This window comes from Paracoccus sp. Ld10, from assembly GCF_045064235.1.
Taxonomy (GTDB): Bacteria; Pseudomonadota; Alphaproteobacteria; order Rhodobacterales; family Rhodobacteraceae; genus Paracoccus.
In genome coordinates this window covers 365,369-389,069 of the sequence record NZ_JBISHD010000027.1, presented here as the reverse complement: position 1 = coordinate 389,069, position 23,701 = coordinate 365,369, and the positions used below count along the sequence as shown (strand labels likewise).

Below are 23,701 nucleotides of genomic sequence, written 5' to 3'. Positions count from 1 at the left end.
AATGTTTTGTTCGGTCGCCTAAAGCGAGCGTTCGACCTCTTCACGTTCAAAGATCTCGATGACATCGCCCGGGCGGATGTCGTCATAGTTCTCGAACGCCATACCGCATTCCTGACCGGACTGGGCTTCCTTGACCTCGTCCTTGAAACGCTTGAGCGTCTTCAGCGTCCCTTCGTGGATCACCACGTTGTCGCGCAGCAGACGCACGCCGGCCGAACGACGGGCCACGCCCTCTGTCACCAGACAGCCGGCGACGTTGCCGACGCCCGTGACCCGGAACACTTCCTTGATGGTCGCATAACCGATGAAGTTCTCGCGGATCTCGTTGGACAGCATGCCCGATGCGGCCGCCTTGATGTCGTCGACCAGGTTATAGATGATCGAGTAATAGCGGATCTCGACACCCTTCTGGTTGGCGGCATTGCGGGCAGGCGCATTGGCGCGGACGTTGAAGCCGATGACCGGTGCACCCGACGCTTCGGCCAAGCCGATGTCGGATTCGGTGATTGCACCCACGCCGTAATGCAGCACTCGGACACGAACCTCGTCGTTGCCGACCTTTTCCAGCGCCTGCACGATGGCCTCGGCCGAGCCTTGCACGTCGGCCTTGAGGACGACCGCCAGTTCGGACACGTTCACGTCCGCCTTGGCCTTGGCCATCATCTGTTCCAGCGTGGTCGCGGCACCGGCAGCGGCGCGCTTGTCCTTGGTTTGCTGAGCGCGGAACTCGGCGATCTCGCGGGCCTGGGCCTCGGTCTCGACCACGTTCAGCACGTCACCGGCCTCCGGGGTGCCGTTCAGGCCCAGAACCTCGACCGGGACGGACGGACCGGCCTCGTCGACGCGCTCGCCCTTGTCGTTGATCAGGGCGCGAACCTTGCCCCACTGCTCGCCGACGACAAAGATGTCGCCACGACGCAGGGTGCCATGCTGAACCAGAACGGTTGCGACGGGGCCGCGGCCGACATCCAGCTGTGCTTCGATCACCGCGCCCTGTGCAGCGCGCTTGGGGTTGGCCTTGAGCTCCAGGAACTCGGCCTGCAGGGCAATGGCTTCCAGCAGGTTGTCCAGGCCCAGGCCGGTCTTGGCCGAAACCTCGACGTCCTGCACGTCACCGGACATGGCCTCGACGACCACCTCATGCTGCAGCAGGTCCGTGCGGACCTTTTGCGGATCGGCCGAATGTTTGTCGATCTTGTTGATCGCCACGATCATCGGGACGCCCGCCGCCTTGGCGTGGTTGATCGCCTCGATTGTCTGCGGCATGACCGCGTCGTCCGCAGCCACAACCAGCACGACGATGTCGGTCACCTGCGCGCCACGCGCCCGCATCGACGTGAAGGCCGCGTGGCCCGGCGTGTCCAGGAAGGACAGCACGGCGCCGCTTTCGGTCGTCACCTGATAGGCACCGATATGCTGGGTGATGCCACCGGCTTCACCCGATACGACGTTCGCCTTGCGCAGCGCGTCCAGCAGCGACGTCTTGCCGTGGTCGACGTGCCCCATGATCGTGATGATCGGCGGACGCGTGACCATGTCCTCGTCGCGATCCGCGACCGAAGCGATGACCTGTTCCACGTCGCTGTCGCTGACGCGCAGCACCTTGTGGCCGAATTCCTCGATCACCAGTTCCGCGGTGTCTGCGTCGATCGGCTGGTTGGCCGTGACCATCATGCCCATCTTCATCAGCGACTTGACCACGTCAGCGGCGCGTTCGGTCATGCGGTTAGCCAGTTCCTGGACCACGATGGTCTCGGGCAGGCGAACTTCGCGGAACTGCTTTTCGGGACGTGCCGACTGGCCCATCGCCTTCTGGCGGGTCCGCTCCTGCTTGCGCTTCATCGCGGCCATGCTGCGCTGGCGGCCACCTTCGCCGTTCAGCGCCTGGTTCAGTGACAGCTTGCCGCCGCGACGGTTGTCGTCGGTGGTCTTGGCCTTGGCAGTCTTGTCACGATCCGTACGCTCGACGCGGTCGGTCTTGCGGGCAACGCCGGTGGTGACGCCCTTCGTCTCGGCACGCGAGGCTGCAGCCTCAATCGCGGCCTGATCGGGGGCATCGGGTTTGGTCTGACCGGCCGAGGGCTTGGGACGTTCCTGGCGCGGCTCGGCCTTGCGGCGGGCCTCGTCGGCCGCGTCCTGGACCGCCAGGGCTTCGGCCAGAGCCTTGGCCTTCAGCGCTTCCTCGCGCTCGCGCTCTTCGCGGGCTTTGGCCTCGATCTCGGCACGACGGCGGTCGCGCTCTTCCTCGCGGGCCTTTTCATCCGCAAGGCGCTTGGCGGCGTCATCGGCCTCGCGTGCCTTGGCGGCGGCAAGCGCCTTGAGACGGCGCTCCATCTCGGCATCGGAAATGCCTGCGGGGCGCTTTGAACTGTCGCCTGCCATGCGGGCGGTCAGCGGGTTCTTTTCTTTTTGGGCATCCGTCATCGGCGCGGCTGCCTTGGGCACCACGACGCGCTTGCGCTTGGTTTCGACGACGACGCTTTTGGTGCGACCGTGGCTGAAGCTTTGCTTGACTGCGCCGGGGCGATTGCCGCCACCAAGGCCCAGGGGGGTTTTTCCGTCTTTGTCGCTCATCTGCGTCTTCATTCCTTCCCGACAGCCGTATTGCCGTCGTCATGCCCGCGCAGACCCGTTAGTCTGCCGGCTTCCAAGATCACCTTGTCCGTCAGGCCACCCTTCGCAAGCGCGCCGTGTATGACATGACTGCGCCCAAAGGACAAACCCAATTCTGATGCGGTCAGGCAACCGAACCAGCGTCCGCCGGTCGGCGTCCACAGTTTGCCCTTGCCGCGTTCCGATCCGTCGCTGGCCTGCAGCAGCACCTTTGCGCGCCCTTCGGCCAGCCAGCCCTTGACCTTTTCGAACCCCGCCACCGCACGACCCGATTTGCGGGTCAGCGATACCAGATCGACCAGCCTGCGGGCCACGCCCGCCTCGACCAGGTCGGCCAGGTCGGGGGCTGCCTGAACGGGGGCCTTGGCGGCGCGGGAAAACAGCCCCTTGGTCACCGCCTTGTTCAGTGCCGCCTTGTCAGCAGCGACCCAGATGCCACGACCGGGCAGCTTTTCCGCCAGATCCGGCACGACCTGCCCGTCAGGGCCGATCACGAAACGGATCAGCCCCCTTTTGGGTTGCACCTCGCCGGTGGCGATGCACCGGCGTTCCGGGTCGTCGTCCCGGTCCTTGTCACGTCCACCACGGCTCAATCTGTGTTCCGATCCGGGGCGATCAGGCCCCGGCCTCCTCGTTGTCGTCATCGTCCTGCAGGTCGTCTTCCGCATCCGTGCCACCCAGCTCGGTCGGATCGACCCAGCCCAGCATCACGCGCGCGGTCATGACCATCGTCTGCGCATCTTCCAACGTCACGCCATAGGGCTCCAGCAGACCTTCGTCCTTGACGCGGGCGCCGTTGACGGTGGTCCAGCCACCGGCCAGTTCCCAGTCCGCGCAGGTCGCGAAATCTTCCAGCGTCTTGACGTCGTCCTTGGCCAGCGCCTCCACCATCTGGGGAGTAAGGCCCTCGAATTCAATGAGGCTGTCCTCGGCGCCCAGAGCACGTGCGGCGTCCAGGGCGGCCTTGTTCTTGGCTTCCAGCACGTCGCGGGCACGCGCCTGCAGCTCGGATGCGGTGTCGGCGTCGACCCCGTCGATCGTCAGCAGCTCGTCCGTGTCGACATAGGCGACCTCTTCCAGGTTGGTGAACCCTTCGGCCACCAGCAGCTGGGCAAAGAACTCGTCCAGGTCCAGCTGTTCCATGAACAGCGCGGTGCGGGTGTTGAACTCGGCCTGACGACGCTTGGATTCCTCTTCATCCGTCAGGATGTCGATGTCCAGGCCGGTCAGCTGGCTGGCCAGACGCACGTTCTGGCCGCGACGGCCAATGGCCAGCGACAGTTGCTCGTCGGGAACGACGACCTCGATCTTGCCCGCTTCCTCGTCGAACACGACCTTGCTGACCTCGGCAGGCTGCAACGCGTTGACCAGGAAGGTCGCCTGATCCTCGTTCCAAGGGATGATGTCGATCTTTTCGCCCTGCAGCTCGCCGACGACGGCCTGCACGCGGCTGCCGCGCATACCGACACAGGCACCGACCGGGTCGATGCTGCTGTCATGGCTGATCACGGCGATCTTGGCGCGCGAACCGGGGTCGCGGGCCACGGCCTTGATCTGAATGATGCCGTCATAGATCTCGGGCACTTCCATCTTGAACAGTTCGGCCATGAACTGCGGGTCAGTACGCGACAGGAAGATTTGCGGCCCGCGGGCCTCGCGGCGCACGTCCTTGATAAAGGCGCGGATCCGGTCGTTCGGGCGATAGCTTTCGCGACCGATCTTTTCGTTGCGGCGCAGGATCGCCTCTCCGCGGCCGACATCGACGATGATGTTGCCGTATTCCTCGCGCTTGACGACACCGTTGATGATGGTGCCCGCGCGGTCCTTGAATTCCTCGTACTGGCGGTCGCGCTCGGCCTCGCGGACACGCTGCAGGATCACCTGCTTTGCCGATTGCGCGGCGATGCGGCCCAGTTCGACGGGCGGAACCTGGTCGATGATCTCGTCGCCGATCTGGGGGTTGTCCAGATAGGGCTTGGCCTGTTCGACCGTGACTTCGGCCTGATAGTTCTCGACGGCGTCGTCGGCCACGACCGTGCGCACACGGGTAAAGCTGGCATTGCCGGTCTTGCGGTCGATCTTGACGCGGATGTCCATCTCGGCGCCGTAACGCGACTTGGCGGCGCGGGCCAGGCTGTCTTCCATCGCTTCGATGACCAGCTCGGGCTCGATCATCTTTTCGCGGGCGACGGCTTCGGCAGTCTGCAGCAGTTCAAGCTGGTTGGCAGAGGTGATGGCCATCACTCACTCCTTGGTTTGGGCGGCGTCTTGGCCGTCGATGTCGGTTTCGATCTCGTCAAAGGCGGTTTCGTCCAGATTGTCGATCTCGACCCCGGCTTCCTTTTTCTGACGCAGCATTTCCTTGATCAGCTCGTCCGTCAGGACCAGCTTGGCATCCGACAACAGGTCGAAATCCAGCCCGATCGTGTGGGTCTGGCCCTGGTCCTCGATGTTGATCAGCACCTCGGTGCCCTCGACACCGGCCAGAACGCCCTTGAATTTCTTGCGGCCATCAATGGCCTGGTTCAGGTCCAGCCGCGCCTCGTAACCCTCAAAGGATACGAAATCCTTTAGGCGGGTCAGGGGGCGGTCGATGCCGGGGCTGGACACCTCGAGGTGATAGTTGTCCTCGATCGGGTCCTCGACATCCAGCGTGGCGCTGACCGCGGTCGAGATCTGTCCGCAGTCGTCGACGTTGATGCCGCCCTCGGGGCGGTCGGCCATGATCTGCAGCGTGGCGGTCTTGCCGCCCTGCAGGCGGACGCGCACCAGCTCATATCCCAGATCCTCGATCACCGGGGTGATGATCTCGGCCAAGCGGCGGTCGATCGCGGTCTTGGCGATCAGGTCGTTCGTGGCGGGCAGATCGTCGGACATCAGATCCTCTTGGACAGGAAAAAGGGGCCGTCAGCGGGCCCCATGCGGAAGTTCCGGTGGGCAGGGTTTGGACGCCTGCACCGCTGTTAATGGTTCCTATAGCCGGGTGCGGACGCAAACGCAAGCGATCTTAGGCAACGGACCGCGGGTTGTCGCGCCAGATGCGCCAGTTCAGCCCCGCAGCAACCCCCAGCCACGCCAGATAGGGCAGCAGCATCGCGCCCGCCCACCCGTCCAGCGACCAGAACGTCACCGTCATGGCCGCGACCGTGACCAGCAGCGTGGCGATGACCGCCATGCCCAACGCCACCCGCCGCGCCCCGAAAAAGACCGGCGTCCACAGGGTATTCAGGGCGATCTGCGCCGCCCACAGCGCCAACGCTGGCCCCGCGCCCGGTAGGCCGGCTACCCGCGTCGCGGCAACGGCTGACAGCAGATAGATGATCGTCCAAGCGACGGGAAAGGCCCATTTCGGCGGGGTGAATCCCGGCTTGGCCAGCCCGTCGTACCATGCGCCGGGCTTGAAGATCACGCCTGTCGCGGCGGCGGCGACGCTGGCTAGCAGAAAGATCGGAAACAGGATCATCGGGTACCCTTGCGGCTGCGGTCCTCGTCGCGGATGCCGTCCATGACGGCGGCCAGCTCGGCGGTGATGCGGGGTTCGGACAGGGCGTGGCCCGATGCCGGGACCAGCCGCAATTCGGCCCGGTCCCACCCCTGGGCCAGCCGATGCGCGCTGGCGGGCGGGCAGACCATGTCATAGCGGCCCTGAACGATGATCGCGGGCAGGTGTTCGATCCGCGCGCGGTCGCGCAACAACTGTCCCTCGTCCAGGAAACAGCCGTTGCTGAAATAATGATTCTCCAGCCGGGCGAATGCGCGGGCGTAATCGGCGGGGGCATGGCCCGCGGCCTGCGACTGCAGCCCGGCCAGCGCGTTTTCCCACATCAGCCAGGGCTGCGCGAATCGTGCCTGGCGACCCAGGTCGTCGTCGAACAGCCGCCTGTGATAGGCCGCGATCATGTCGTGGCGTTCCGATTCCGGGATGGGTTCCTGAAACCGCTCCCACAGGTCGGGAAAGAACCGCGCCGCGCCGCCGCCATAGAACCAGTCCAGTTCGGACCGCATCCCCAGAAACACCCCGCGCAGCACCAGCCCGGTGACATGGTCCGGATGCGCCTGCGCATAGGCCAGGGCCAGCGTCGCCCCCCAGCTGCCCCCGAACAGCAGCCAGCGGTCGATGTTCAGGCGATCGCGGATCAGGGCGATGTCGTCGATCAGATGCGCGGTGGTGTTCGCCTGCACCGCCGCTGTGGGCCGCGACCGCCCGCAGCCGCGTTGGTCGAACAGCACGACGCGGTAATGATCGGGGTCGAAAAAGCGCCGCATGTACGGGCTGCACCCCCCGCCCGGGCCGCCGTGCAGCACCACGACAGGCCGTCCCTGCGGGTTCCCGCATTCCTCGGCGTACAGGATGTGGCCATCGCCCACGTCGATCTCGTGGCGGGCAAAGGGTTCGACCGCCGGGTGAAGGCGGCCATGTGACGCAATGATTTGTCCTGCCAATCGGTCCATCCTGCCACTATAAGCACAGACGACGCCGCCCGCCAGAAGGACCGCCCCCGATGACCACCCCCAGCAGCATCGACCAAGCCGAGATCGCTAAGTTCGAGGCGATGGCCGCCGAATGGTGGGACCCCAACGGCAAGTTCCGCCCCCTGCACCTGATGAACCCGCTGCGGCTGGACTATATTGCGGACCAGATCGCGACCGAATACGGACGCGACCGGCGCAGCCTGCGACCGTTCCAGGGGCTGCGGGTGCTGGACATCGGCTGCGGCGGCGGGCTGGCCAGCGAACCGATGGCGCGGTTGGGCGCCGATGTGGTCGGCGCGGATGCGACCCAGGTGAACATCGCCGTGGCACAGGCCCATGCCGATCAACAGGGGCTGGAGATCGATTACCGCGCGGCCACGGCCGAGGCGCTGGTGGCCGACGGTGAACGGTTCGACGCGGTGCTGGCGCTGGAGATCGTGGAGCATGTCGCCGACCCGGCGGCATTCGTCGCGACCTGCCATGATCTGTTGCGTCCCGGTGGGCTGCTGATCCTGTCGACGCTGAACCGGACTGCGCGCAGTTTCGGCGCGGCGATCATCGGGGCGGAATGGATCATGCGCTGGCTGCCGCGCGGCACGCATGACTGGGCGCGCTTTATCACGCCGGACGAACTGGCCGCACAGGCGCAGGCGGCGGGGCTGATGGTCGCGGACCGCAAGGGAATGGTGTTCAACCCGATCACCTTTGGCTGGTCGATGTCGGACCGTGATCTGGCGGTGAATTATATCATGACGGCCCGACGGACCTAAGGCTTCGGCGGGTCGGCCTCCAGCCGCAGGCGCAGTTCGCGCAGGACGGGCAGGGCGCCGCGCACCCGTTCGGCGCCGATGTCGCGCACCACCCCCGCAATCAGCGGCATGAACCCGGCAATCGCCTGATCGCGTGCGGCCCGGCCCGCGGTGCTGATCGACACGAACTTGCGCCGCGCATCGTCCCAATCGGGGCGAATGTGAATGTGGCCCGCCCATTCCAGCCGCGCCAGCGTGTTGGTCATCGCACCGCGCGTGATGTGGAACGCCGCCGCCAGCTGTGCAGGGGTGCGTTCCTCGTTCACATGGGCCAGCAGGTTCAGCACCGAAAAGTGAGAGATCTGCATGCCCTTGGGCAGCGCCTTGCCGATCAGGTTGCGCGACAGCTGGTCGGCGATCAGCACCTCGGCGAACAGGCTGGCGGCCAACCGGTCGGTTGACCGGGCTTCGGTGGTCTTGTCAGGGCTGGGCACAGATGTCGTCATGGCCTTCCGGGGCCGCAAAGGGCCTGTCGTGATACAGCGAGGGAATGCGGGACCGTGCCTCATCCACCGCCGAAAGGTCAAGAGATACAATGGTAATGCCCGGATCATCCCCGCCATCGGCCAGTACCCGGCCCCAGGGGTCGACGACTAGCGAATGACCGTGGCTGCGTCGTGGCGGTTGATCCGGACTGTGGGGTGCAGGATGGGTGCCGCATTGCGCGGGTGCCAGCACGAAACACCCGGTCTCTATCGCGCGGGCGCGCAGCAGGGGTTCCCAATGGGCGGCCCCCGTCACGGGGTTGAAGGCCGATGGCACCGTCAGGATGCGCGCCCCCGCCTGCGCCAGCGTCCGGTACAGGTGCGGAAAACGCAGGTCGTAACAGACCGTCATGCCCAGCATCGCGCCGGCCGCAGGGGCGATAACGGCCCGGTCGCCGGGACGATAGGCGGCGCTTTCACGATAGGATTCGGTATCGCTGATGGTCACGTCGAACATGTGCAGCTTGTCGTACCGGGCCGCGACCGTCCCGTCGGGCGCGATCAGCAGGCTGCGGTTCGCGAACCGCCCGTCCGCGTCGCCGCTGGCCAGCGCCAGTGATCCGACCAGCAGCCAGATGTCCAACGCTTTGGCCTCGGCCCGCAGGGCGGCAAGGGTCGCGTCCTGATCTTCGGGGCGCAGCAGGGCCTTTTGGCCCGCGCGGTCGGGCGACAGCAGGTTCGTCGCCTCGGGGGTCAGGACCAGCCGCGCGCCCCGGCCCGCCGCCTGGCGGATCAGGGCGATCGTGGGGCCAAGATTTGCGGCCGGGTCGTCGCCGACCGTCAGCTGGATCAGCCCGACGGTCAGCGCGCCCATCAGGCGGCGCCCTTCAACAGCGGGTCCAGCTTGCCCGAACGCTCCAGCGCATACAGGTCGTCGCAGCCGCCGACATGCGTGGTGCCCACAAAGATCTGCGGCACGCTGCGCTTGCCCGCGCGTTTCGTCATCTTGTCGCGCAGCGCCGGGTCGGCACCGACGTCGATTTCCTGATAGGACGCGCCCTTCTGGTCCAGAAGCTGCTTGGCGCGGATGCAGAAGGGGCAGGTGCGGGTGGTATAGATCTCGATGCTCATGGTGGTCCTTTTTGGTGGCTGCCCCCTATCTAGTGATCCTTGACCGCGCGTGCCAGCACCGCCACCGAAACCGGCCCCGATCCCGCTGCCAGCAGCGCCAGCGCCGCCGCATGGATCGTGGCCCCCGACGCCATCACGTCATCGACCAGCATCACCGGCCGCCCCGCCAGCCCCGCCGCGCGACGCGGATGCACGGCCAGCGCGTCCTGCTGGTTGGCAAAGCGGTCGACCATGCCACGATGATCCTGCGCGGGCGTGTGGCGCACCCGCACCAGCAGGTCGGCCTGATGATCAAGCCCCAGGGCGCGCGCCACGCGGCCCGACACCTGCGCGGACTGGTTGTACTTGCGCTTTGCCAGCCGGCGCAGGTGCAGGGGCACCGGGGCCACGATCATGCCGGGCATCGCCAGCGGCGCCGCCGCCCGCGCCAGCCAGGCGGCCATTGGCGGCGCAAGGTCCAGCCGATCGCCATGTTTCAGCGCCAGGATCAGCCTGCGTGCCGTGCCGCCATAGACCATCGCCGCGCGTCCCCGCGTCCAGGGCCGCACCGCGCCCAGGCATTCGTCGCAGACCAGCACGTCGTTTGCGCCCGACCCGTCATCGGGCAGCGGCGCCCCGCAGCAATCGCAGCAGGCGCCGGTGATGAAGGCGGCCTCGGGCCAGCAATCGGCGCACAGATGCACGGCCCCCGCGCCCCCATCGGCCACGCCTGCCCCGCAGGATAAGCATTGGGGCGGATAGAACAGCCGCAGCGCGGCTTTCATCGCCCCCGAAAGCACCTTATGTTCCCGTCCCATGAGTGATCCCAGACCCGCCCTGACCGACCGCACCGCCCTGACCCGCCAGCGCCACCGCGCCGCGCGACACGGCATGGTCGACCTGTTCCACCAGATCGCCGCCGACGAGATCCATGATAGGCTGGCCGAGGTTAACAGAACCTTTACGGCCCCCGCCCTGGTGACCGGATTTCCGGCGATCTGGGGGCCACGCTTTCCCGATGCGCGGGTGGTGGCGGACGACGCGGTGCTGGACCTGGAGCCGGGGGCGCATGATCTGGTGATCCACGGGCTGTCGCTGCACTGGGCGGACGATCCGGTGGGGCAGATGGTGCAATGCCGCCGCGCCCTGCGCGAGGACGGGCTGTTCATCGGTGTGATGTTCGGCGGCCAGACCCTGTCCGAGCCCCGCGCCGCCCTGGCACAGGCCGAGACCGAGATCACCGGCGGCCTGTCGCCCCGCATCCTGCCTATGGGAGAGATCCGCGATCTGGGCGGGCTGCTGGGCCGCGCCGGCCTGGCCCTGCCGGTGGCCGACCTGCTGCCGCAGCGCGCCAGCTATCGCGACCTGTTCCATCTGGGCCGCGACCTGCGTGCCATGGGCGAGGGTAATGCGATGGCCGCGCGCCTGCGCCGTCCGACGCCCCGCACCGTGATGACGCGCGCCGCCGAACTGCTGTCCCAGCACAGCCCCGACCGCGACGATCCGTCCCGTGTCGCCGTCACCTTCGATCTGGTCTTTCTGACGGGCTGGGCGCCCTCGGACAGCCAGCCAAAGCCCCTGCGCCCCGGATCCGCCACCACATCGCTGGCCGATGCGCTGACAAAACTCAGGAAGTCATGATGAGACCCACCCACGCGCCTGCCGACCATCCCGCGATCAAGCCCGCCAAGACCGGCATCCTGATCGCCAACCTGGGCACGCCGGACGGCTATGACTACTGGTCGATGCGCCGCTATCTGAACGAATTCCTGTCTGACCGCCGCGTCGTCGATGTGAACCGCCTGATCTGGCAGCCGCTGTTGCAGGGGGTGATCCTGACCAAGCGCCCATTCAGTTCCGGCAAGAACTACAAGCTGATCTGGAACCACGAGGCGAACGAAAGCCCGCTGCTGACGATCACCAAGGCCCAGACCAAGGCGCTGGCGCAACTGGCGCAGGACGAATGGGGCGATCAGGTGATGGTCGATTTCTGCATGCGCTATGGCAACCCGTCGACCGGCGACGTGGTGCGGCGGATGGTCGATGCGGGCTGTCGGCGGATCGTGTTCCTGCCGCTCTATCCGCAATATGCGGGGCCGACCTCGGCCACGGCCAATGACCAGCTGTTCCGCGTGCTGATGAAGGAGACATGGCAGCCCGCCGTGCGCACGGTCGAGCCCTATGTCAACCGCCCGGACTATATCAAGGCGCTGGCCGACAGCGTGCGCCGCGCGTTGGGCGACAAGGTGCCGGGCAAGCTGGTCGCCAGCTATCACGGCATGCCGAAACGCTATCTGATGCAGGGCGACCCCTATCACTGTCAGTGCCAGAAGACGTCGCGCCTGCTGCGCGAGGAACTGGGCTGGCCCGAGGGCATCATCGACACCACGTTCCAGTCGGTCTTTGGCCGCGAAGAGTGGCTGAAGCCCTATACGGTCGAACATGTCGCCGAACTGGCAAAGCAGGGGCACACCGACATTGCGGTGATCTCTCCGGCGTTCTCGTCGGACTGCATCGAGACGCTGGAAGAGATCAACGGCGAGATCAAGGAGGCCTTTGAGGAGGCTGGCGGCCACGAATTCCAGTACATTCCCTGCCTGAACGACGATCCGGCCCATATCCGTGTCATGCTGGAGGTGGTCCGCGAAAACATCGGCGGGTGGGTCCAGCCGCGCTGACCGTCGGCGCGATCACGCCAAGTTGGGTTTGATCCGGTGCGAGGCATTGGATAGGACTGGGCCATACGCGCGAGGAGAGTGGCCGCAACATGAAAAAGATCAACGCGCTTGCGATTCTGGGCATGGTGGTTCTGGGGGCTTGCGGGCCGCGCAACCTGGCCCCCGCGCCCATGGCCATGCCGATGGACCCGGCCGTGGCGGTGGCCCCGCCGGTCGACGACAATGCCGCGATCGCGGGGCGCGTCGCGCAGCAGATCAACACGCTGCGCGGCAATATCGGTCAGACCCCCCTGCAGCCCAGCCCCGCGCTGGAGGCGGCGGCACTGGTTCATTCGCGGGACATGGCGGCCCAGAACCGCGCCTGGCATTGGGGGTCCGACGGATCGTCGCCTTCGGACCGGGCGCAGCGCCAGGGCTTCAGCGGCGAAATCGTCGGCGAGAACATCTCGGAGACCTATGAAAACGAGATCGAGACGCTGGCTGCGTGGATGTCCACGCGTGACACGCGCGATGTGATCATGGACCCGACCGCGACGCAGCTGGGCTTTGCCTGGTTCACCGAGCCTTCGGGAAAAGTCTGGTGGACACTGCTGACCGGACGATAGGTGTCAGGCGGCCCCATTGCGGGGCCGCATCGGTGTCGGACGTCAGGGATAGATGACGACGGGCGTGCCGGGCATCAGCATCGCATAGATTTCCTGAATTTCCTCATCGGTCACGGCAATGCAGCCCGCCGTCCAGTCGCGCTGCAGCGGGAACAGGTTGTTGCCCTGTGGGCCGCGCCCGTGGATGAAGATGTCGCCCCCCGGATCCATGCCGTACTGTTCGGCGAACGCCCGGTCCGTGGGGTCGGGATACGAAATGCCGACCGACAGGTGGAACGCGCTGCGCGGGTTGAACCGGTCGATGTAATAGACGCCTTCGGGCGTCTTGCCGTCGCCGGAGAACTGTTTGTGCCCCAACGGTTGGTTGCCCAGGCTGATGTCATAGGACCGCACCGGCGTGCTGCCGCTGAACAGATGCATGCGCCGCTGTCCCTTGTTGATCTGGACCTGGGTGATCGGCGGTCCGGAATAGCGTTCGAACTTGGTCGGTTGCTGCTGCTTGCCACAGGCAGCCAGCAACGCCAGCATCGAAATCGTGAATGTCCGACGGGTGGTTCTGATCATCACTGCCTCTGAAGCGTTTTTGATTTTTTGTGCGCCCGGAATACCACGGATACACCGGCTCTGCCTAGCGGAGCGTTAACGCCGCCACCAGTTCCACATGGGGCGAGAAGCGGAACTGGTCCACGACCCAAAGACGGTCGATGGTATATCCGGCATCGGCCAAATTCCGCGCATCCTTGGCAAAACTGACCGGGTCGCAGGATACGGCGGCCAGCACAGGCACCCGCGCCGCGGCGATCTGACGCATCTGAGCGTCGGCCCCGGTCCGTGGCGGGTCGATCACGATCGCGTCAAATCGAACCAGTTCGTCCGGCATCAACGGGCGCCGGGCCAGATCGCGGACCTCGGTTGTGACCCGGTTCAGCCCCGGCGCGGCCCGCCATGCCGAATCAAGTGCAGACAAAGGCGCCGCCAGACCTTCGACCGCATGGACGCTCGCCTGTTCCGCCAAGGGCAGCGTAAAGGTGCCGCAACCCGCGAACAGGTCGGCCACGCGCAATGCGCCGTCCAGTGTGGTGCGCACGGCATTCAGCAACGCCGCCTCTCCCTGTTCGGTGGCCTGCAGAAAGGCGCCGGGCGGGGGGACGACATGGCCGCGCCCCATGGGCAGGGCGGGGGCGCGGCGGGTGATCGACTGGCCGTCCCAGTCCAGCCGTGCCAGATCGCCCTCATCTGCAAGCGCGGCAAGCGCCTGGAACAGCGTGGGCTCCATCGGCTTGCCGCCGCGCACGGCAACGTCCAGTCCGCCGGGCCCGTGGATCACCACCAGCGACAGTTCCGCCGCGCGCGACGCCCCGGTGGCCACGATCCGCCGCAGCAGGGGCAGGGCGGCCATGATCTGCGGACGCAGCACGTGGCATTCCGCCAGATCGACGATCACGTCCGATGCGCGGGCGTGAAACCCGACCGTCGCACCTTTTTTCGTACGCCTCCCCGATAACACCGCCCGGCGGCGACTGTTAAGCGGAGAGACGTGGACCTGTGGGTCCGGGGCCGCGATTGCGTGGGCCGACAACGCGGTCATCACAACGTTGGTCTTCCACGCGGTGGTAAACGCATCGGTTGCGTGCATCAGCGAACAGCCGCCGCAGGCGCGGTAATGGCCACAGATGGGGCGGATGCGGTCCGGGGACGGGGTGACGATGCGGGGCGCGGCGACGCGGCCGTCATGGGCCTCTCCCTCAATCACCTCTCCGGGCAGGACCAACGGGGCCAGCGCGCGGGCGCCGTCGGACAGGGCGACGCCGTCACCTTTGCGGCCAAGCCGCTCGATCGTCCATTGCATCATTCGGCGGCCTCTTCGGTGCCCAGAAACCCGCCCGACTGGCGGTTCCAGTAACGCGCGTAACGGCCGTCGCGGGCCAGCAACTCGTCATGGCCGCCCTGTTCGACGATGCGCCCGTCCTCGATCACCAGAATCCGGTCCAGTTCGGCGATGGTGGACAGGCGGTGGGCGATGGCCAGCACGGTCTTGCCGTGCATCGCGCGGGTCAGGGCGTCCTGGACCTGGGCCTCGACCTCGCTGTCCAGCGCACTGGTGGCCTCGTCCAGCACCAGGATCGGGGCGTCCTTCAGAAACGCGCGGGCGAGGGCGATGCGCTGGCGCTGGCCGCCCGACAACTTAACGCCGCGTTCGCCCAGATAGGCGTCGTACCCCGTGCGGCCCGCGTAATCCTCCAAAGTCAGAATGAAATCATGCGCCTCGGCGGCCTTTGCGGCGGCCACGATATCGTCCTGGGTGGCATCGGGGCGGCCGTACAGAATGTTGTCGCGGGCGGACCGGTTGAACATCGCGGTGTCCTGGGTGACCATCCCCACCTGGCGGCGCAGGCTTTCCTGGGTCACGTCGCGCAGGTCGTGGCCGTCGATGCGGATGGTGCCCCGTTCGACATCGTAGAGCCGCAACAGCAGGCCCACCAGCGTGGTCTTGCCCGCCCCCGATGCGCCCACGATGCCGATCTTTTCTCCCGCCGCGATGGTCAGGGTCAGGTCGCGGATGCCCCCCGCGTCGCGGCCATAGGCGAACTCGACATGGTCGAACTCGATCCGGCCCTGCACGCGGGACAGGGTGCGGGCACCGGGGCGGTCGGTCAGGGCATGGGGCGGCGACAGGGTCTTCATGCCGTCCTCGACCTCTCCGATGCTGCCCCACATGCCCATCAAGGCCATGCTGACCCATCCGGTCATCTGCGACAGCCGCATGGCGATCGCACCGCTGGCGGCGACATCGCCCACGGAGGCGGTACCGTCGCGCCACAGCAGGATCGCGCCGCCGACCAGGATCACCGGCAGAACCCCCGCCACGACCATCAGCGACAGCCGGAACCAGGTCGAGACGACGCCGAAATCCAGCGCGCGTTCGCGAAAGCCGGCCATCGCGCCCAGGGCGGCCTGATCTTCATGGTCATTGTGGGCGAACAGCTTGACCGTCTTGATGTTGGTGATCGTGTCGACGACCTGGCCCGTGACATTGGCACGCGCCGATGCGCGCGCCCCCGATTTCGCGCGGATGCGCGGCAGAAAGAACCGGATCAGCGCGAAATAGGCCGCCAGCCAGACCAGCAGCGCGACCGCGCCCCAGCCATCGACCGCCAGCAGAAAGGCCGCCGAACCCAGCACCGATGCCAGCGCGAATGACACGACGTTGACCATTTCCGACGCGACATCGGTGACGGCGCGGGCGGTCTGCATCTGTTTCTGCGCCAGCCGTCCGGCAAAGTCGTTGTCAAAGAACGTGACCGCATGCCCCATCGTCCAGCGGTGCAGCCGCGACAGCACCAGAGGCAGGATGTTGGGTCCGATGATCACGTTGGAACTGGCCGTGGACAGGCCATAGATCGCCGGGCGCACCACCAGAAAGAACCCGGCAAACAGCGCCACCAGCCCCCAGTTCTGGTCCCAGAACAGGCCCGGCGTGCTGGTGGTGACCGCGTCGACCACCATCCCCAGCAGTAGCGCCGAGACGACATCCGCCACCCCGCCCAAGGCCGAGGTGACCGCCGCAAAACCCAGTCCTGGCCATGCGCCTGACAGGCACCAGCGGAAAAAGGCCATCAGCGTGGCGGGCGGAGCGCCCGTGGCCGGGCGAAAGGCGTCGACCATCCGGCCAAAGCGGGTGTGCAGGCTCATTCTTGGTCCTTCCCGGCCATGTGGGCCGCATCGATCAGGGCAGGGGCGGGCAGCGTGAATGCCGACGCGATCCACGCATCCTGTGCGGCCGTCAGCGCCCGACCCAGGGCCGGCCCCTGCAGCGGGGCCAGGTCGGCGGCGGCAATGGGCAAGGGGGCCGCGGTCGCACGTGCGATGCGGGCCTGCCAGTCGGGGGGCAGGGGGTGGCCGTCGGCAGCCATCAGCGCCGCGTGGTCGGTCGCGGCATCTGCGCCCAGATGCCATGCCGCACGGTCCAGCGACCAGCCGCGCGCCCGGTGCAGGGCCGTCAACGCCCGCTGATCGGCGCGCGACAGGCGCAGGTCGGGCTGGGCGGGCCCAAGCGCCGCCAGCCGGCGCAGCCAGCCGCCGGGCGCGGGCTCCGCGTCCAGCAGCGCCTGCAGACGCGCGGGATCGGCACCGGGCAGCAGCTGTTCCAGCACCCCGGTCTGGTCCATCAGCGCGACCGCCGGGCCCGGATCGGGCGCACCCAGCAGCTTTTTCAGCTCAGTTCCGATGCGTTCGCGGGCAATGCGCGACAGGCCAAGGCGATGCGCCCCGCAGGCGGCGACGGCGGCCGGGTCGGCATGCTGCCCATAGCGGGCCAGAAAGCGAAAGAACCGCAGGATGCGGAGGTAATCCTCGGTGATCCGCGCATCGGGGTCGCCGACAAAGCGCAGGCGGCGGGCGGCCAGATCGGGCAGCCCGCCTATCGGGTCGATCACCACGCCGTCGCGGCCTGCATACAGCGCGTTCATGGTAAAATCGCGCCGCGCCGCGTCCTGTGCCAGGTCGGTCGAAAACGCGACCACCGCATGGCGCCCGTCGGTATCCACGTCGCGGCGAAAGGTCGTCACCTCGAACCCGCGCCCGTCGGCAACCAGCGTCACGGTGCCGTGGTCGATACCCGTGGGCACCGCGCGCAGACCCGCGTCCTGCGCCAGCCGGGTCACGCGGTCGGGCAGGGCGTCGGTGGCGATGTCGATGTCGTCGATAGGCTGGCCCAGCAGCGCGTTGCGCACCGCGCCACCCACCAGATACGCGTGGTCGCCCCGCGCCTGCAGCGCGTCCAGCACGCGGATCAGGGCCGCATCATTCAACACATGCGCCGGCAGCCGGGTCATAGGCGCAGCGCCAGACCCAGCAGGATGCGCGCGGTCGCACCCCACAGGTAATAGGGTCCGAACGGCGCCGCGTGATAGCTGCGCCACCCGCCGCGCCAGCGCCGCTGTTCGATCCGATAGCGGGCGGGATCGGTGACATGGGCAAAGGGCAGGTCGAATGCCTCCTGGACCTCTCCGGCCTCGGGGATGGCGGAAAAGGGGCCGTCGATCACCGCCAGGACAGGGGTCACGGAAAAGCCGGTGACGGTGCGGTGCGGCGGCAGGTGGCCCAGCACGCGCACCTGGGCAGGGTCCAGGCCGATCTCTTCGCGCGCCTCGCGCAGGGCGGTGGCGGTGGCGTCGGCGTCGCCCGGATCGACCTTGCCGCCCGGCAGGGCGATCTGGCCGGGATGGTGGCGCAGACCCGATGCGCGCTTGGTCAGAACCAGCCGCCCGTCACCTGCGCGAAACGCCGCCAACACACCCGCCGGGCGCAGGGGCGCGTCCGGCGGCGCGGCATCGGGGTTCAGGTCATAGTCGGAACTGGGTTCCGCCGCGCGGCACAGGGCGTCGCGCAGGCGGGATTCGGACCAGTCCGTCACTCGGCCGCCTTGTCGCTGTCGCTGTCGGGCAGGGGGTTGCCGTCGGCGTCCACCGTCGCCTCGAACCCCAGGCTGTGCGGATCAAAGGTGTAATGCGCGCCGCAGAACTGGCAATCGGCGGTCACGTTCCCTTCAGGGGTGGTCATGTGCGCGATGTCCTTGGCCGAATAGATCGACAACGTGTTCCGCACCCGGTCGCCATTGCACGAACAGCCGAACTCCACCCGGTGCGCATCAAAGACCCGCGGGGTTTCCTCATGGAACAGGCGCAGCAACAGGTCCGTCGGGCCGACAGTGGGGCCGATCAGCTCCAGCGTCTCGACCGTGTCCAGCAGAATGTTGGCGCGGTTCCAGTTCTCGGATTCCGCACCCTGCAGGATGTCAGCCGCCTCGATCAGGCCACCTTCGCCACTGCCGCCATCCGTGGGCTGCGACGGGTCGCCGGGCAGCGTCTGCAGCATCATGCCGCCAGCGCGCCACTGCGCGTCCTGCCCCGACAGGCGCGAATTGCCCGATGCCAGCTGGAACCGCGTCGGCAGCTGTTCGGACTGCGCGAAATAGGTCTGCGCGCAGGCCGACAACGATCCGCCCGTCAGCGGCGTGATGCCCTGATAGGGTGTGCTGCCGGGGCCCTGGTCGATCAGGATGGCGAAATAACCCTCCCCGATCTGCTCGAACGGGGTGCGGGCGTCCAGGCGGTCGGCGTCAAAGCTGGCCCATGCACGAATGCGCGCGGGCTTGTCCTCGCCTTCGGGGGCGAAATAGTCGGCGGCCAGCGTGCGGATCGCGCCATTGCCGCGGACCTGCAGGCTCAGCTTCCAGCGCAGTTTGACGGTCGGGCCGATCAGCGCGGTCAGCAGGGCGATTTCCGCGACCATGGCGCTGACGGCGGGCGGATAGTCGTGACGCGACAGAATATGGTCCAGCACACCGTCCAGCCGCACGACGCGCCCCCGGATGGAACTGCGATCCAGCTGAAAGGGCAGGACGGTGTCGTCCCAGGCGATCTGGTTCATCTTGCTCATGATTGATCCTTGAGGTGGCGTCGGCGCCGACATCGTGCGCCCGGTTGCGCCCAATATAAGGCATTTCCCGCCGATCCCAAGAGGGCAGCGGCACACCGCTTTCCGTTGCGCGCGGGGCGGGCTATCAGGGGCGGGCAACCAGACAGGTGCCCCATGATCCCGCGTTTCGGACAACCGCCCCTGACCGGGCCCCGCTATCGCCGCAGGCCCGGCGCCTATGCGATCCTGTGGCGGGACGGGCGTATCCTGCTGACGCACCAGCAGGCACCCGAACCCGAATTCCAGCTGCCCGGCGGTGGAATAGACCCCGGAGAGCACGCCTTGGCCGCCCTGCATCGCGAAGTGGCAGAGGAAACCGGCTGGACCATCGGCGCCGCCCGGTACCTGGGCAGCTATACGCGGTTCTGTTTCATGCCCGATTACGACATGCACGCCGAGAAACGATGCCAGATCTGGGTTGCCCGCCCCATCAGCCGACTGTCCCCCCCTACAGAACCGGGTCACAGCGCGCATTGGATGACCCCGGCGCAGGCGCTGAACGCGTTGGTCGATCCGGGGTCGCGGGCGGCCCTGTCGGGGTGGCTTGCTGGACGCTAGCCGTCGTCCAGCGGGATGACCGTGGCGCTGGCGCGAAATTCGACCAGCACCGCGGACATGTCGTCCTGGCGTTCGCCGCGACAGTATTCCGACACCGACCAGGCCATCGATTCCAGAAAGGCATGTCCGTTGAGAAAGGCGTTGGTCCGCATGACGGCCTTGAGACCGTCATTGCCAAGCTGACGGCCATTCGGGGTCGTCGCCTCGGTAATGCCATCCGATGCGATCAGCAGGCGGTCGCCGGGGCCCAGGGTGACGTCGATCTCATCAAAGAGCGGTCGTTCGAACACGCCGATCGGCATGCCGCCCGCACCCAGGTGCGTGACCGTGCCATCAACCCGTTGCAGCGCAGGGTGGGGGTGCCCGGCCTGAACCATGCGGACATGTCCGGTCAGATGATTCAGCTCTGCATAGATCATGGTGAAGTAGGTGTCGGTATTCATCTCCTCCAGCATCATCGTGTTGAAAAAATGCGCCAGTGCCACCGGGCCAGCCGCATCGGCCCCGCCAAGCGCGCCGCGCAGCGCGATGTTCTGGTCGGACGATCCCGACAGGTGCACGGACAATTGCGCCGTCAGCAGCGCCGCCGTCACCCCGTGACCTGAAACGTCCAGCGCATACAGGCCGATCCGATCGTCCCCGATCGGGAAAAAGCCCACCAGATCACCGCCGATATGGCCCGCCGGACGCAGCAGCAGACTTATCTCTATCTGGCCGAACTTCCCCGAACGTTCCCGCACCAGACCCTGTTGCAGCTTGCGTGCCTCGCGCAGGTCGCGCTCCATCGCGGCTTGGGTCTCCGACAGCTGCGACAGGGCCAGGCGCAACTGGGTGTTGCTGGCCCGTAGCTCTTCCTCGATGCGCAGGATGCGTTCGCCGGCGGCCAGACGCGCCAGCAATTCCTGGGGCGCCACGGGTTTGGTCAGGAAATCGTCAGCCCCGGCCTGCAACCCTTCGGTGATCGCACGGGCGTCGGGGTTCGACGTCAACAGCACGAAATAACCATAGTTGGGCCGAGACAGCCGACGAAAGGCCGCGCAAAATTCCAGCCCGGTCATTTCGGGCATCATCCAGTCGGACAGGACCAGGTCCGGGACCAACCGCTCACACAATTGCAGGGCCTCCACCCCGCTGGCAGCCTCGATCACCTCATAGCCGCCTCGTTTCAGGAGGCAGGCCAGCAGACTGCGCTGTGCCGCGCTGTCGTCGACCAGCAGCACCAGCCGCTTTTGTGAGGGCGGGCTGATGTCAGGTAGGGATGAGGGGCGATTCGCGGCTTTCATACGACCATGCTTACGGCGCCGGTCGTAAATTTCGAGTAAACCGCTTTGTTCTCCGCGATTAAATGTTTCGCAACCGGCCTGGGCTAGACAGGGGCACGGCGGCGATTCGAAAGGGGTTGGAAATGATCGATTGGAACAGAGTGATCGAACTGCGTGATGCGCTGGACCCTGATGACCTGCTGCCGACCATCGACATGATCCTGGCAGAGATCCAGGCGCATCTTTTTGCGCTGGACACCCGCACCCAGCACCTTGCCGAAGACCTGCACTTGCTGCGCGGTCTGGCCCTCAACATCGGCTTTACCGAGTTTTGCGCCCAATGCCTTCGTGCTGAACAGCAGTTGGCGCAGGGCAGTCAAAGCTCGTTGAGGTCGGCGGCCCTGCGCGCCAGTTTCGGTCATACCAAACAGCTGTTCCTGCGCGATCTGCCCCATGTCATGAACGGCGACCATGGGGGCCGTACGACCGCACAGGCGTCGTGATCAGACCAACAGTTCCGACAAGATGCCGTCATTCGTGATGTCGCGATAGGCAAATCCCGATTGGTCCAACCGCCCCATCAGCGTGATCAGGTTCGCAGGGTCGGATGTTTCGATCCCGATCAAGACCGATCCGAAGTTCCGGGCGGATTTCTTGAGGTATTCGAACCGCGCGATGTCGTCGTTCGGTCCCAGCAGGTCCAGGAAATCACGCAACGCGCCGGGGCGCTGCGGCATGCGCAGGACGAAATACTTTTTCACGCCCTGGAACCGCTGCGCGCGCTCCTTGACCTCGGGCAGACGTTCGAAATCGAAATTACCGCCCGAACAGACTGCGACGACGGTCTTGCCTGTCAGATCGCCCAGATCGCCCAGCACGTCCAGCGCCAGCGCGCCAGCGGGTTCCAGCACCACGCCCTCGGTGTTCAGCATCTCCAGCATCGTACGACAGATCCGATCCTCGGGTGCAAGATAGACGTCTTCGGGGGTGAACCGCTGCAGCGCCTCAAAGGGCAGGGCGCCGATGCGCGCGACCGCCGCGCCATCGACAAAGCTGTCCACCGCCGGAAGCGCCACGGGGGCGCCCGCCTGCAGCGCGGCCTTGAGGCTGGCGCCGCCCAGGGGTTCGGCAAAGGCAAAGCGGGTGTCCGGTGCCTGGGTCCGCATGAACGTGGTGACGCCCGCAGACAGTCCGCCCCCGCCCACCGGCAGCACGACCAGATCGGGCGCACGCCCCAGCTGGGCCAGCATTTCAAGCGCGACGGTCGCCTGACCCTCGATCACGTCTGGCGCGTCAAACGGGGACAGAAACTGTGCGCCCTGTTCGGCGCAGAACGCCTGAGCGGCGGCCAACGTCTGGTCGAAATAGTCGCCCTTGAGCACGATCGTGATCGCGTCGCCGCCAAACATGCGCGTCTTGTCGATCTTTTGCCCCGGCGTGGTGATCGGCATGAAGATCGTGCCGCGCGCACCGAAATGCCGACAGGCATAGGCAACGCCCTGGGCATGGTTCCCGGCGCTGGCGCAGACGAAATGGCCGGGCGCGCCGGGCGTGACCTGCTTGCGCATCGCGTTGAACGCCCCGCGCAGCTTGTAGCTGCGCACGGGGGTCAGATCCTCGCGCTTGAGCCAGATGTCGGCGCCGTATTTCGCCGACAGGTGGTCATTGCGTTGCAGGGGCGTAGGCTCGAACAGGTCGCGAAGCGCGGCCTCGGCCAGACGGACGGAGGCGACAAAGTTTTCCATGCCTCGCCCCATGCCGCGAAACGCCTGATTTGGCAAGCCGTCAGCGCAGCGCGTCCCGTTATCGTCAGTCGCCGAGCCGACATTCAAGGACGACGGGACGTGCGCGATCAATGCGCCATGCCAGAACCTGATCGTCCGAGAGGAAGACGATCCTGTCCGGGGCCACCGTCTGATCGGGATAGGTGCATCGCGATGCGGGAAAGGCATCGACCATCCGGGCCAATCGCTCCACATGCGTGTGCAGCGTCAGCCCTCCGGCCAGGGGTGCCGCGATGGTTGCTGCAAGCGGCAAGGCCAGAGGAAGTGCGGTCGCCATCGTATGACGCCAACCGCCATTGAAGATCTGCAGCAGCAAGGTGGCAATGAAGACCGCCAGAAGCAGCAGCGCGACAAACGCGAATATCAGCCACAGCGTATGCAATGCGGTTAGGACGTCCAGCGTGACGGGAAAAACACCCGGATCGACGCCAAATGTCTGCGAAAGCGTCAGTCGGGAGTCACGGCGCGCACCCAATGTCGTCAAAAGCGGCACGGTCACGACCAGCGCCAACAGCAGGCCCGGCCAATGCCGAAGACTGTGGGCAATCACCAATGCCCACCCCGATATCGCAACGCCCATGACGGCTGTCAGGGTCAACAGCGCAGCAGGTTCCCACCATGCGGGCATGGTGTCGACCAGCATCTCCGGCGCAAACAGGGTCACCGCGATGATTGCGCTCAACCACCAGCAGTCGCGGCGGACGCGCCGAAGGATGGTTGCGCCCTCCCGTGCGATTCGTGCCATGATGCCGTCGGACACAGCCCCCGGTCTCTGGTTGTCGGCGCAATGACGGGAAGGGGTGGCCATCGAAATCTCTCTGATCATGATCAGACAGGGACTATCTCGACCTTGAACCCTTGTGACAACGTGCAAATCGCCGTATTCCCGCACAAACTTCGAAGG

Annotated in this window: 25 protein-coding genes; 6 read left to right on the top strand and 19 right to left on the bottom strand. The window is 66.4% G+C overall.

Going from position 1 to position 23,701, the window contains the following annotated elements:
• Positions 1-18 precede the first annotated feature (18 nt).
• The 6 genes from infB to pip all read right to left on the bottom strand — a co-directional run bounded on the left by infB (position 19) and on the right by pip (position 7,065).
• On the bottom strand, positions 19-2,574 hold the full coding sequence (gene infB, locus ACJJVR_RS10225) for a translation initiation factor IF-2 (protein ID WP_405404267.1): 2,556 nt from the start codon (positions 2,572-2,574) through the stop codon (positions 19-21).
• Between the two features lie 8 nt (positions 2,575-2,582).
• Positions 2,583-3,206 (bottom strand): RNA-binding protein, encoded by a 624-nt coding sequence (locus ACJJVR_RS10220; protein ID WP_405404265.1) that lies wholly within the window; start codon positions 3,204-3,206, stop codon positions 2,583-2,585.
• Between the two features lie 22 nt (positions 3,207-3,228).
• Complete coding sequence (gene nusA, locus ACJJVR_RS10215) at positions 3,229-4,854, bottom strand: transcription termination factor NusA (protein WP_405404264.1); 1,626 nt, start codon at positions 4,852-4,854, stop codon at positions 3,229-3,231.
• Between the two features lie 3 nt (positions 4,855-4,857).
• A complete protein-coding gene (gene rimP, locus ACJJVR_RS10210; RefSeq protein WP_405404263.1) occupies positions 4,858-5,490 on the bottom strand; it encodes a ribosome maturation factor RimP in 633 nt (210 codons plus the stop codon).
• A 130-nt stretch (positions 5,491-5,620) separates the two neighbouring features.
• A complete protein-coding gene (locus tag ACJJVR_RS10205) occupies positions 5,621-6,076 on the bottom strand; it encodes a TspO/MBR family protein (RefSeq protein WP_405404261.1) in 456 nt (151 codons plus the stop codon).
• Positions 6,073-7,065, bottom strand: a complete 993-nt coding sequence (gene pip, locus ACJJVR_RS10200) for a prolyl aminopeptidase (protein ID WP_405404259.1) — start codon at positions 7,063-7,065, stop codon at positions 6,073-6,075. Before pip ends, ACJJVR_RS10205 begins: the two co-directional genes overlap by 4 nt.
• 50 nt (positions 7,066-7,115) lie before the next feature.
• On the opposite strand from pip, the gene ubiG reads away from it, so the two are divergent.
• On the top strand, positions 7,116-7,856 hold the full coding sequence (gene ubiG / locus ACJJVR_RS10195; RefSeq protein WP_405404257.1) for a bifunctional 2-polyprenyl-6-hydroxyphenol methylase/3-demethylubiquinol 3-O-methyltransferase UbiG: 741 nt from the start codon (positions 7,116-7,118) through the stop codon (positions 7,854-7,856).
• Here the strand turns inward: ubiG and ACJJVR_RS10190 are convergent.
• Genes ACJJVR_RS10190 through ACJJVR_RS10175 form a run of 4 tightly spaced genes read right to left on the bottom strand, consistent with a single transcriptional unit; the run spans position 7,853 to position 10,215 of the window.
• Complete coding sequence (locus ACJJVR_RS10190; protein WP_405404255.1) at positions 7,853-8,341, bottom strand: MarR family winged helix-turn-helix transcriptional regulator; 489 nt, start codon at positions 8,339-8,341, stop codon at positions 7,853-7,855. The genes ubiG and ACJJVR_RS10190 overlap by 4 nt on opposite strands.
• Entirely contained in the window at positions 8,316-9,185 is an 870-nt protein-coding gene (locus ACJJVR_RS10185; protein WP_405404454.1) for a carbon-nitrogen hydrolase family protein, read from the bottom strand. Before ACJJVR_RS10185 ends, ACJJVR_RS10190 begins: the two co-directional genes overlap by 26 nt.
• 8 nt (positions 9,186-9,193) lie before the next feature.
• Entirely contained in the window at positions 9,194-9,451 is a 258-nt protein-coding gene (gene grxC / locus ACJJVR_RS10180; protein ID WP_405404252.1) for a glutaredoxin 3, read from the bottom strand.
• Between the two features lie 29 nt (positions 9,452-9,480).
• Positions 9,481-10,215, bottom strand: a complete 735-nt coding sequence (locus tag ACJJVR_RS10175; RefSeq protein WP_405404251.1) for a ComF family protein — start codon at positions 10,213-10,215, stop codon at positions 9,481-9,483.
• 31 nt (positions 10,216-10,246) lie between these two features.
• Here ACJJVR_RS10175 and ACJJVR_RS10170 point away from each other — a divergent pair, with 31 nt between their 5' ends.
• From ACJJVR_RS10170 to ACJJVR_RS10160, 3 genes are all read left to right on the top strand, one after another.
• A complete protein-coding gene (locus tag ACJJVR_RS10170) occupies positions 10,247-11,071 on the top strand; it encodes an SAM-dependent methyltransferase (protein ID WP_405404250.1) in 825 nt (274 codons plus the stop codon).
• Positions 11,068-12,108: a ferrochelatase gene (gene hemH, locus ACJJVR_RS10165; RefSeq protein ID WP_405404248.1), complete on the top strand. Its 1,041-nt coding sequence runs from the start codon at positions 11,068-11,070 to the stop codon at positions 12,106-12,108. The genes ACJJVR_RS10170 and hemH overlap by 4 nt, the downstream gene beginning before the upstream one ends.
• Before the next feature lie 89 nt (positions 12,109-12,197).
• Positions 12,198-12,713, top strand: coding sequence for a CAP domain-containing protein (locus tag ACJJVR_RS10160; RefSeq protein WP_405404246.1), 516 nt, complete (start codon positions 12,198-12,200; stop codon positions 12,711-12,713).
• 42 nt (positions 12,714-12,755) lie between these two features.
• Here the strand turns inward: ACJJVR_RS10160 and ACJJVR_RS10155 are convergent, their stop codons facing one another.
• From ACJJVR_RS10155 to ACJJVR_RS10130, 6 genes are all read right to left on the bottom strand, one after another.
• Positions 12,756-13,277, bottom strand: coding sequence for a murein L,D-transpeptidase family protein (locus ACJJVR_RS10155; protein WP_405404244.1), 522 nt, complete (start codon positions 13,275-13,277; stop codon positions 12,756-12,758).
• A gap of 64 nt (positions 13,278-13,341) precedes the next feature.
• Positions 13,342-14,565 (bottom strand): class I SAM-dependent RNA methyltransferase, encoded by a 1,224-nt coding sequence (locus ACJJVR_RS10150; protein WP_405404242.1) that lies wholly within the window; start codon positions 14,563-14,565, stop codon positions 13,342-13,344.
• Positions 14,562-16,406, bottom strand: a complete 1,845-nt coding sequence (locus ACJJVR_RS10145; RefSeq protein ID WP_405404240.1) for an ABC transporter ATP-binding protein — start codon at positions 16,404-16,406, stop codon at positions 14,562-14,564. The genes ACJJVR_RS10150 and ACJJVR_RS10145 overlap by 4 nt, the downstream gene beginning before the upstream one ends.
• Positions 16,403-17,548 (bottom strand): CCA tRNA nucleotidyltransferase, encoded by a 1,146-nt coding sequence (locus ACJJVR_RS10140; protein ID WP_405404238.1) that lies wholly within the window; start codon positions 17,546-17,548, stop codon positions 16,403-16,405. The genes ACJJVR_RS10145 and ACJJVR_RS10140 overlap by 4 nt, the downstream gene beginning before the upstream one ends.
• The gene (locus ACJJVR_RS10135; protein ID WP_405404236.1) at positions 17,545-18,129 is read right to left on the bottom strand and encodes an NUDIX hydrolase; all 585 of its coding nucleotides are present in this window, start codon (positions 18,127-18,129) and stop codon (positions 17,545-17,547) included. The genes ACJJVR_RS10140 and ACJJVR_RS10135 overlap by 4 nt, the downstream gene beginning before the upstream one ends.
• Entirely contained in the window at positions 18,126-19,154 is a 1,029-nt protein-coding gene (locus ACJJVR_RS10130; protein WP_405404235.1) for an Hsp33 family molecular chaperone HslO, read from the bottom strand. The genes ACJJVR_RS10135 and ACJJVR_RS10130 overlap by 4 nt, the downstream gene beginning before the upstream one ends.
• A 153-nt stretch (positions 19,155-19,307) precedes the next feature.
• Between ACJJVR_RS10130 and ACJJVR_RS10125 the strand changes: the two genes are divergently transcribed.
• The gene (locus tag ACJJVR_RS10125) at positions 19,308-19,751 is read left to right on the top strand and encodes an NUDIX domain-containing protein (RefSeq protein ID WP_405404233.1); all 444 of its coding nucleotides are present in this window, start codon (positions 19,308-19,310) and stop codon (positions 19,749-19,751) included.
• On the opposite strand, the gene ACJJVR_RS10120 is transcribed toward ACJJVR_RS10125, so the two are convergent.
• Positions 19,748-21,034, bottom strand: a complete 1,287-nt coding sequence (locus tag ACJJVR_RS10120) for a PP2C family protein-serine/threonine phosphatase (RefSeq protein ID WP_405404231.1) — start codon at positions 21,032-21,034, stop codon at positions 19,748-19,750. The two genes, ACJJVR_RS10125 and ACJJVR_RS10120, sit on opposite strands and share 4 nt — an antisense overlap.
• A gap of 122 nt (positions 21,035-21,156) precedes the next feature.
• On the opposite strand from ACJJVR_RS10120, the gene ACJJVR_RS10115 reads away from it, so the two are divergent.
• The gene (locus tag ACJJVR_RS10115; RefSeq protein WP_405404230.1) at positions 21,157-21,516 is read left to right on the top strand and encodes an Hpt domain-containing protein; all 360 of its coding nucleotides are present in this window, start codon (positions 21,157-21,159) and stop codon (positions 21,514-21,516) included.
• On the opposite strand, the gene ilvA is transcribed toward ACJJVR_RS10115, so the two are convergent.
• Positions 21,517-22,758 carry a threonine ammonia-lyase IlvA gene (ilvA, locus tag ACJJVR_RS10110; RefSeq protein WP_405404229.1) on the bottom strand — a complete coding sequence of 414 codons (1,242 nt, stop codon included), beginning with the start codon at positions 22,756-22,758 and terminating at the stop codon, positions 21,517-21,519. It lies immediately after the preceding gene.
• A 64-nt stretch (positions 22,759-22,822) separates the two neighbouring features.
• Positions 22,823-23,689, bottom strand: coding sequence for a hypothetical protein (locus ACJJVR_RS10105; protein WP_405404226.1), 867 nt, complete (start codon positions 23,687-23,689; stop codon positions 22,823-22,825).
• Between the last annotated feature and the right edge of the window lie 12 nt (positions 23,690-23,701).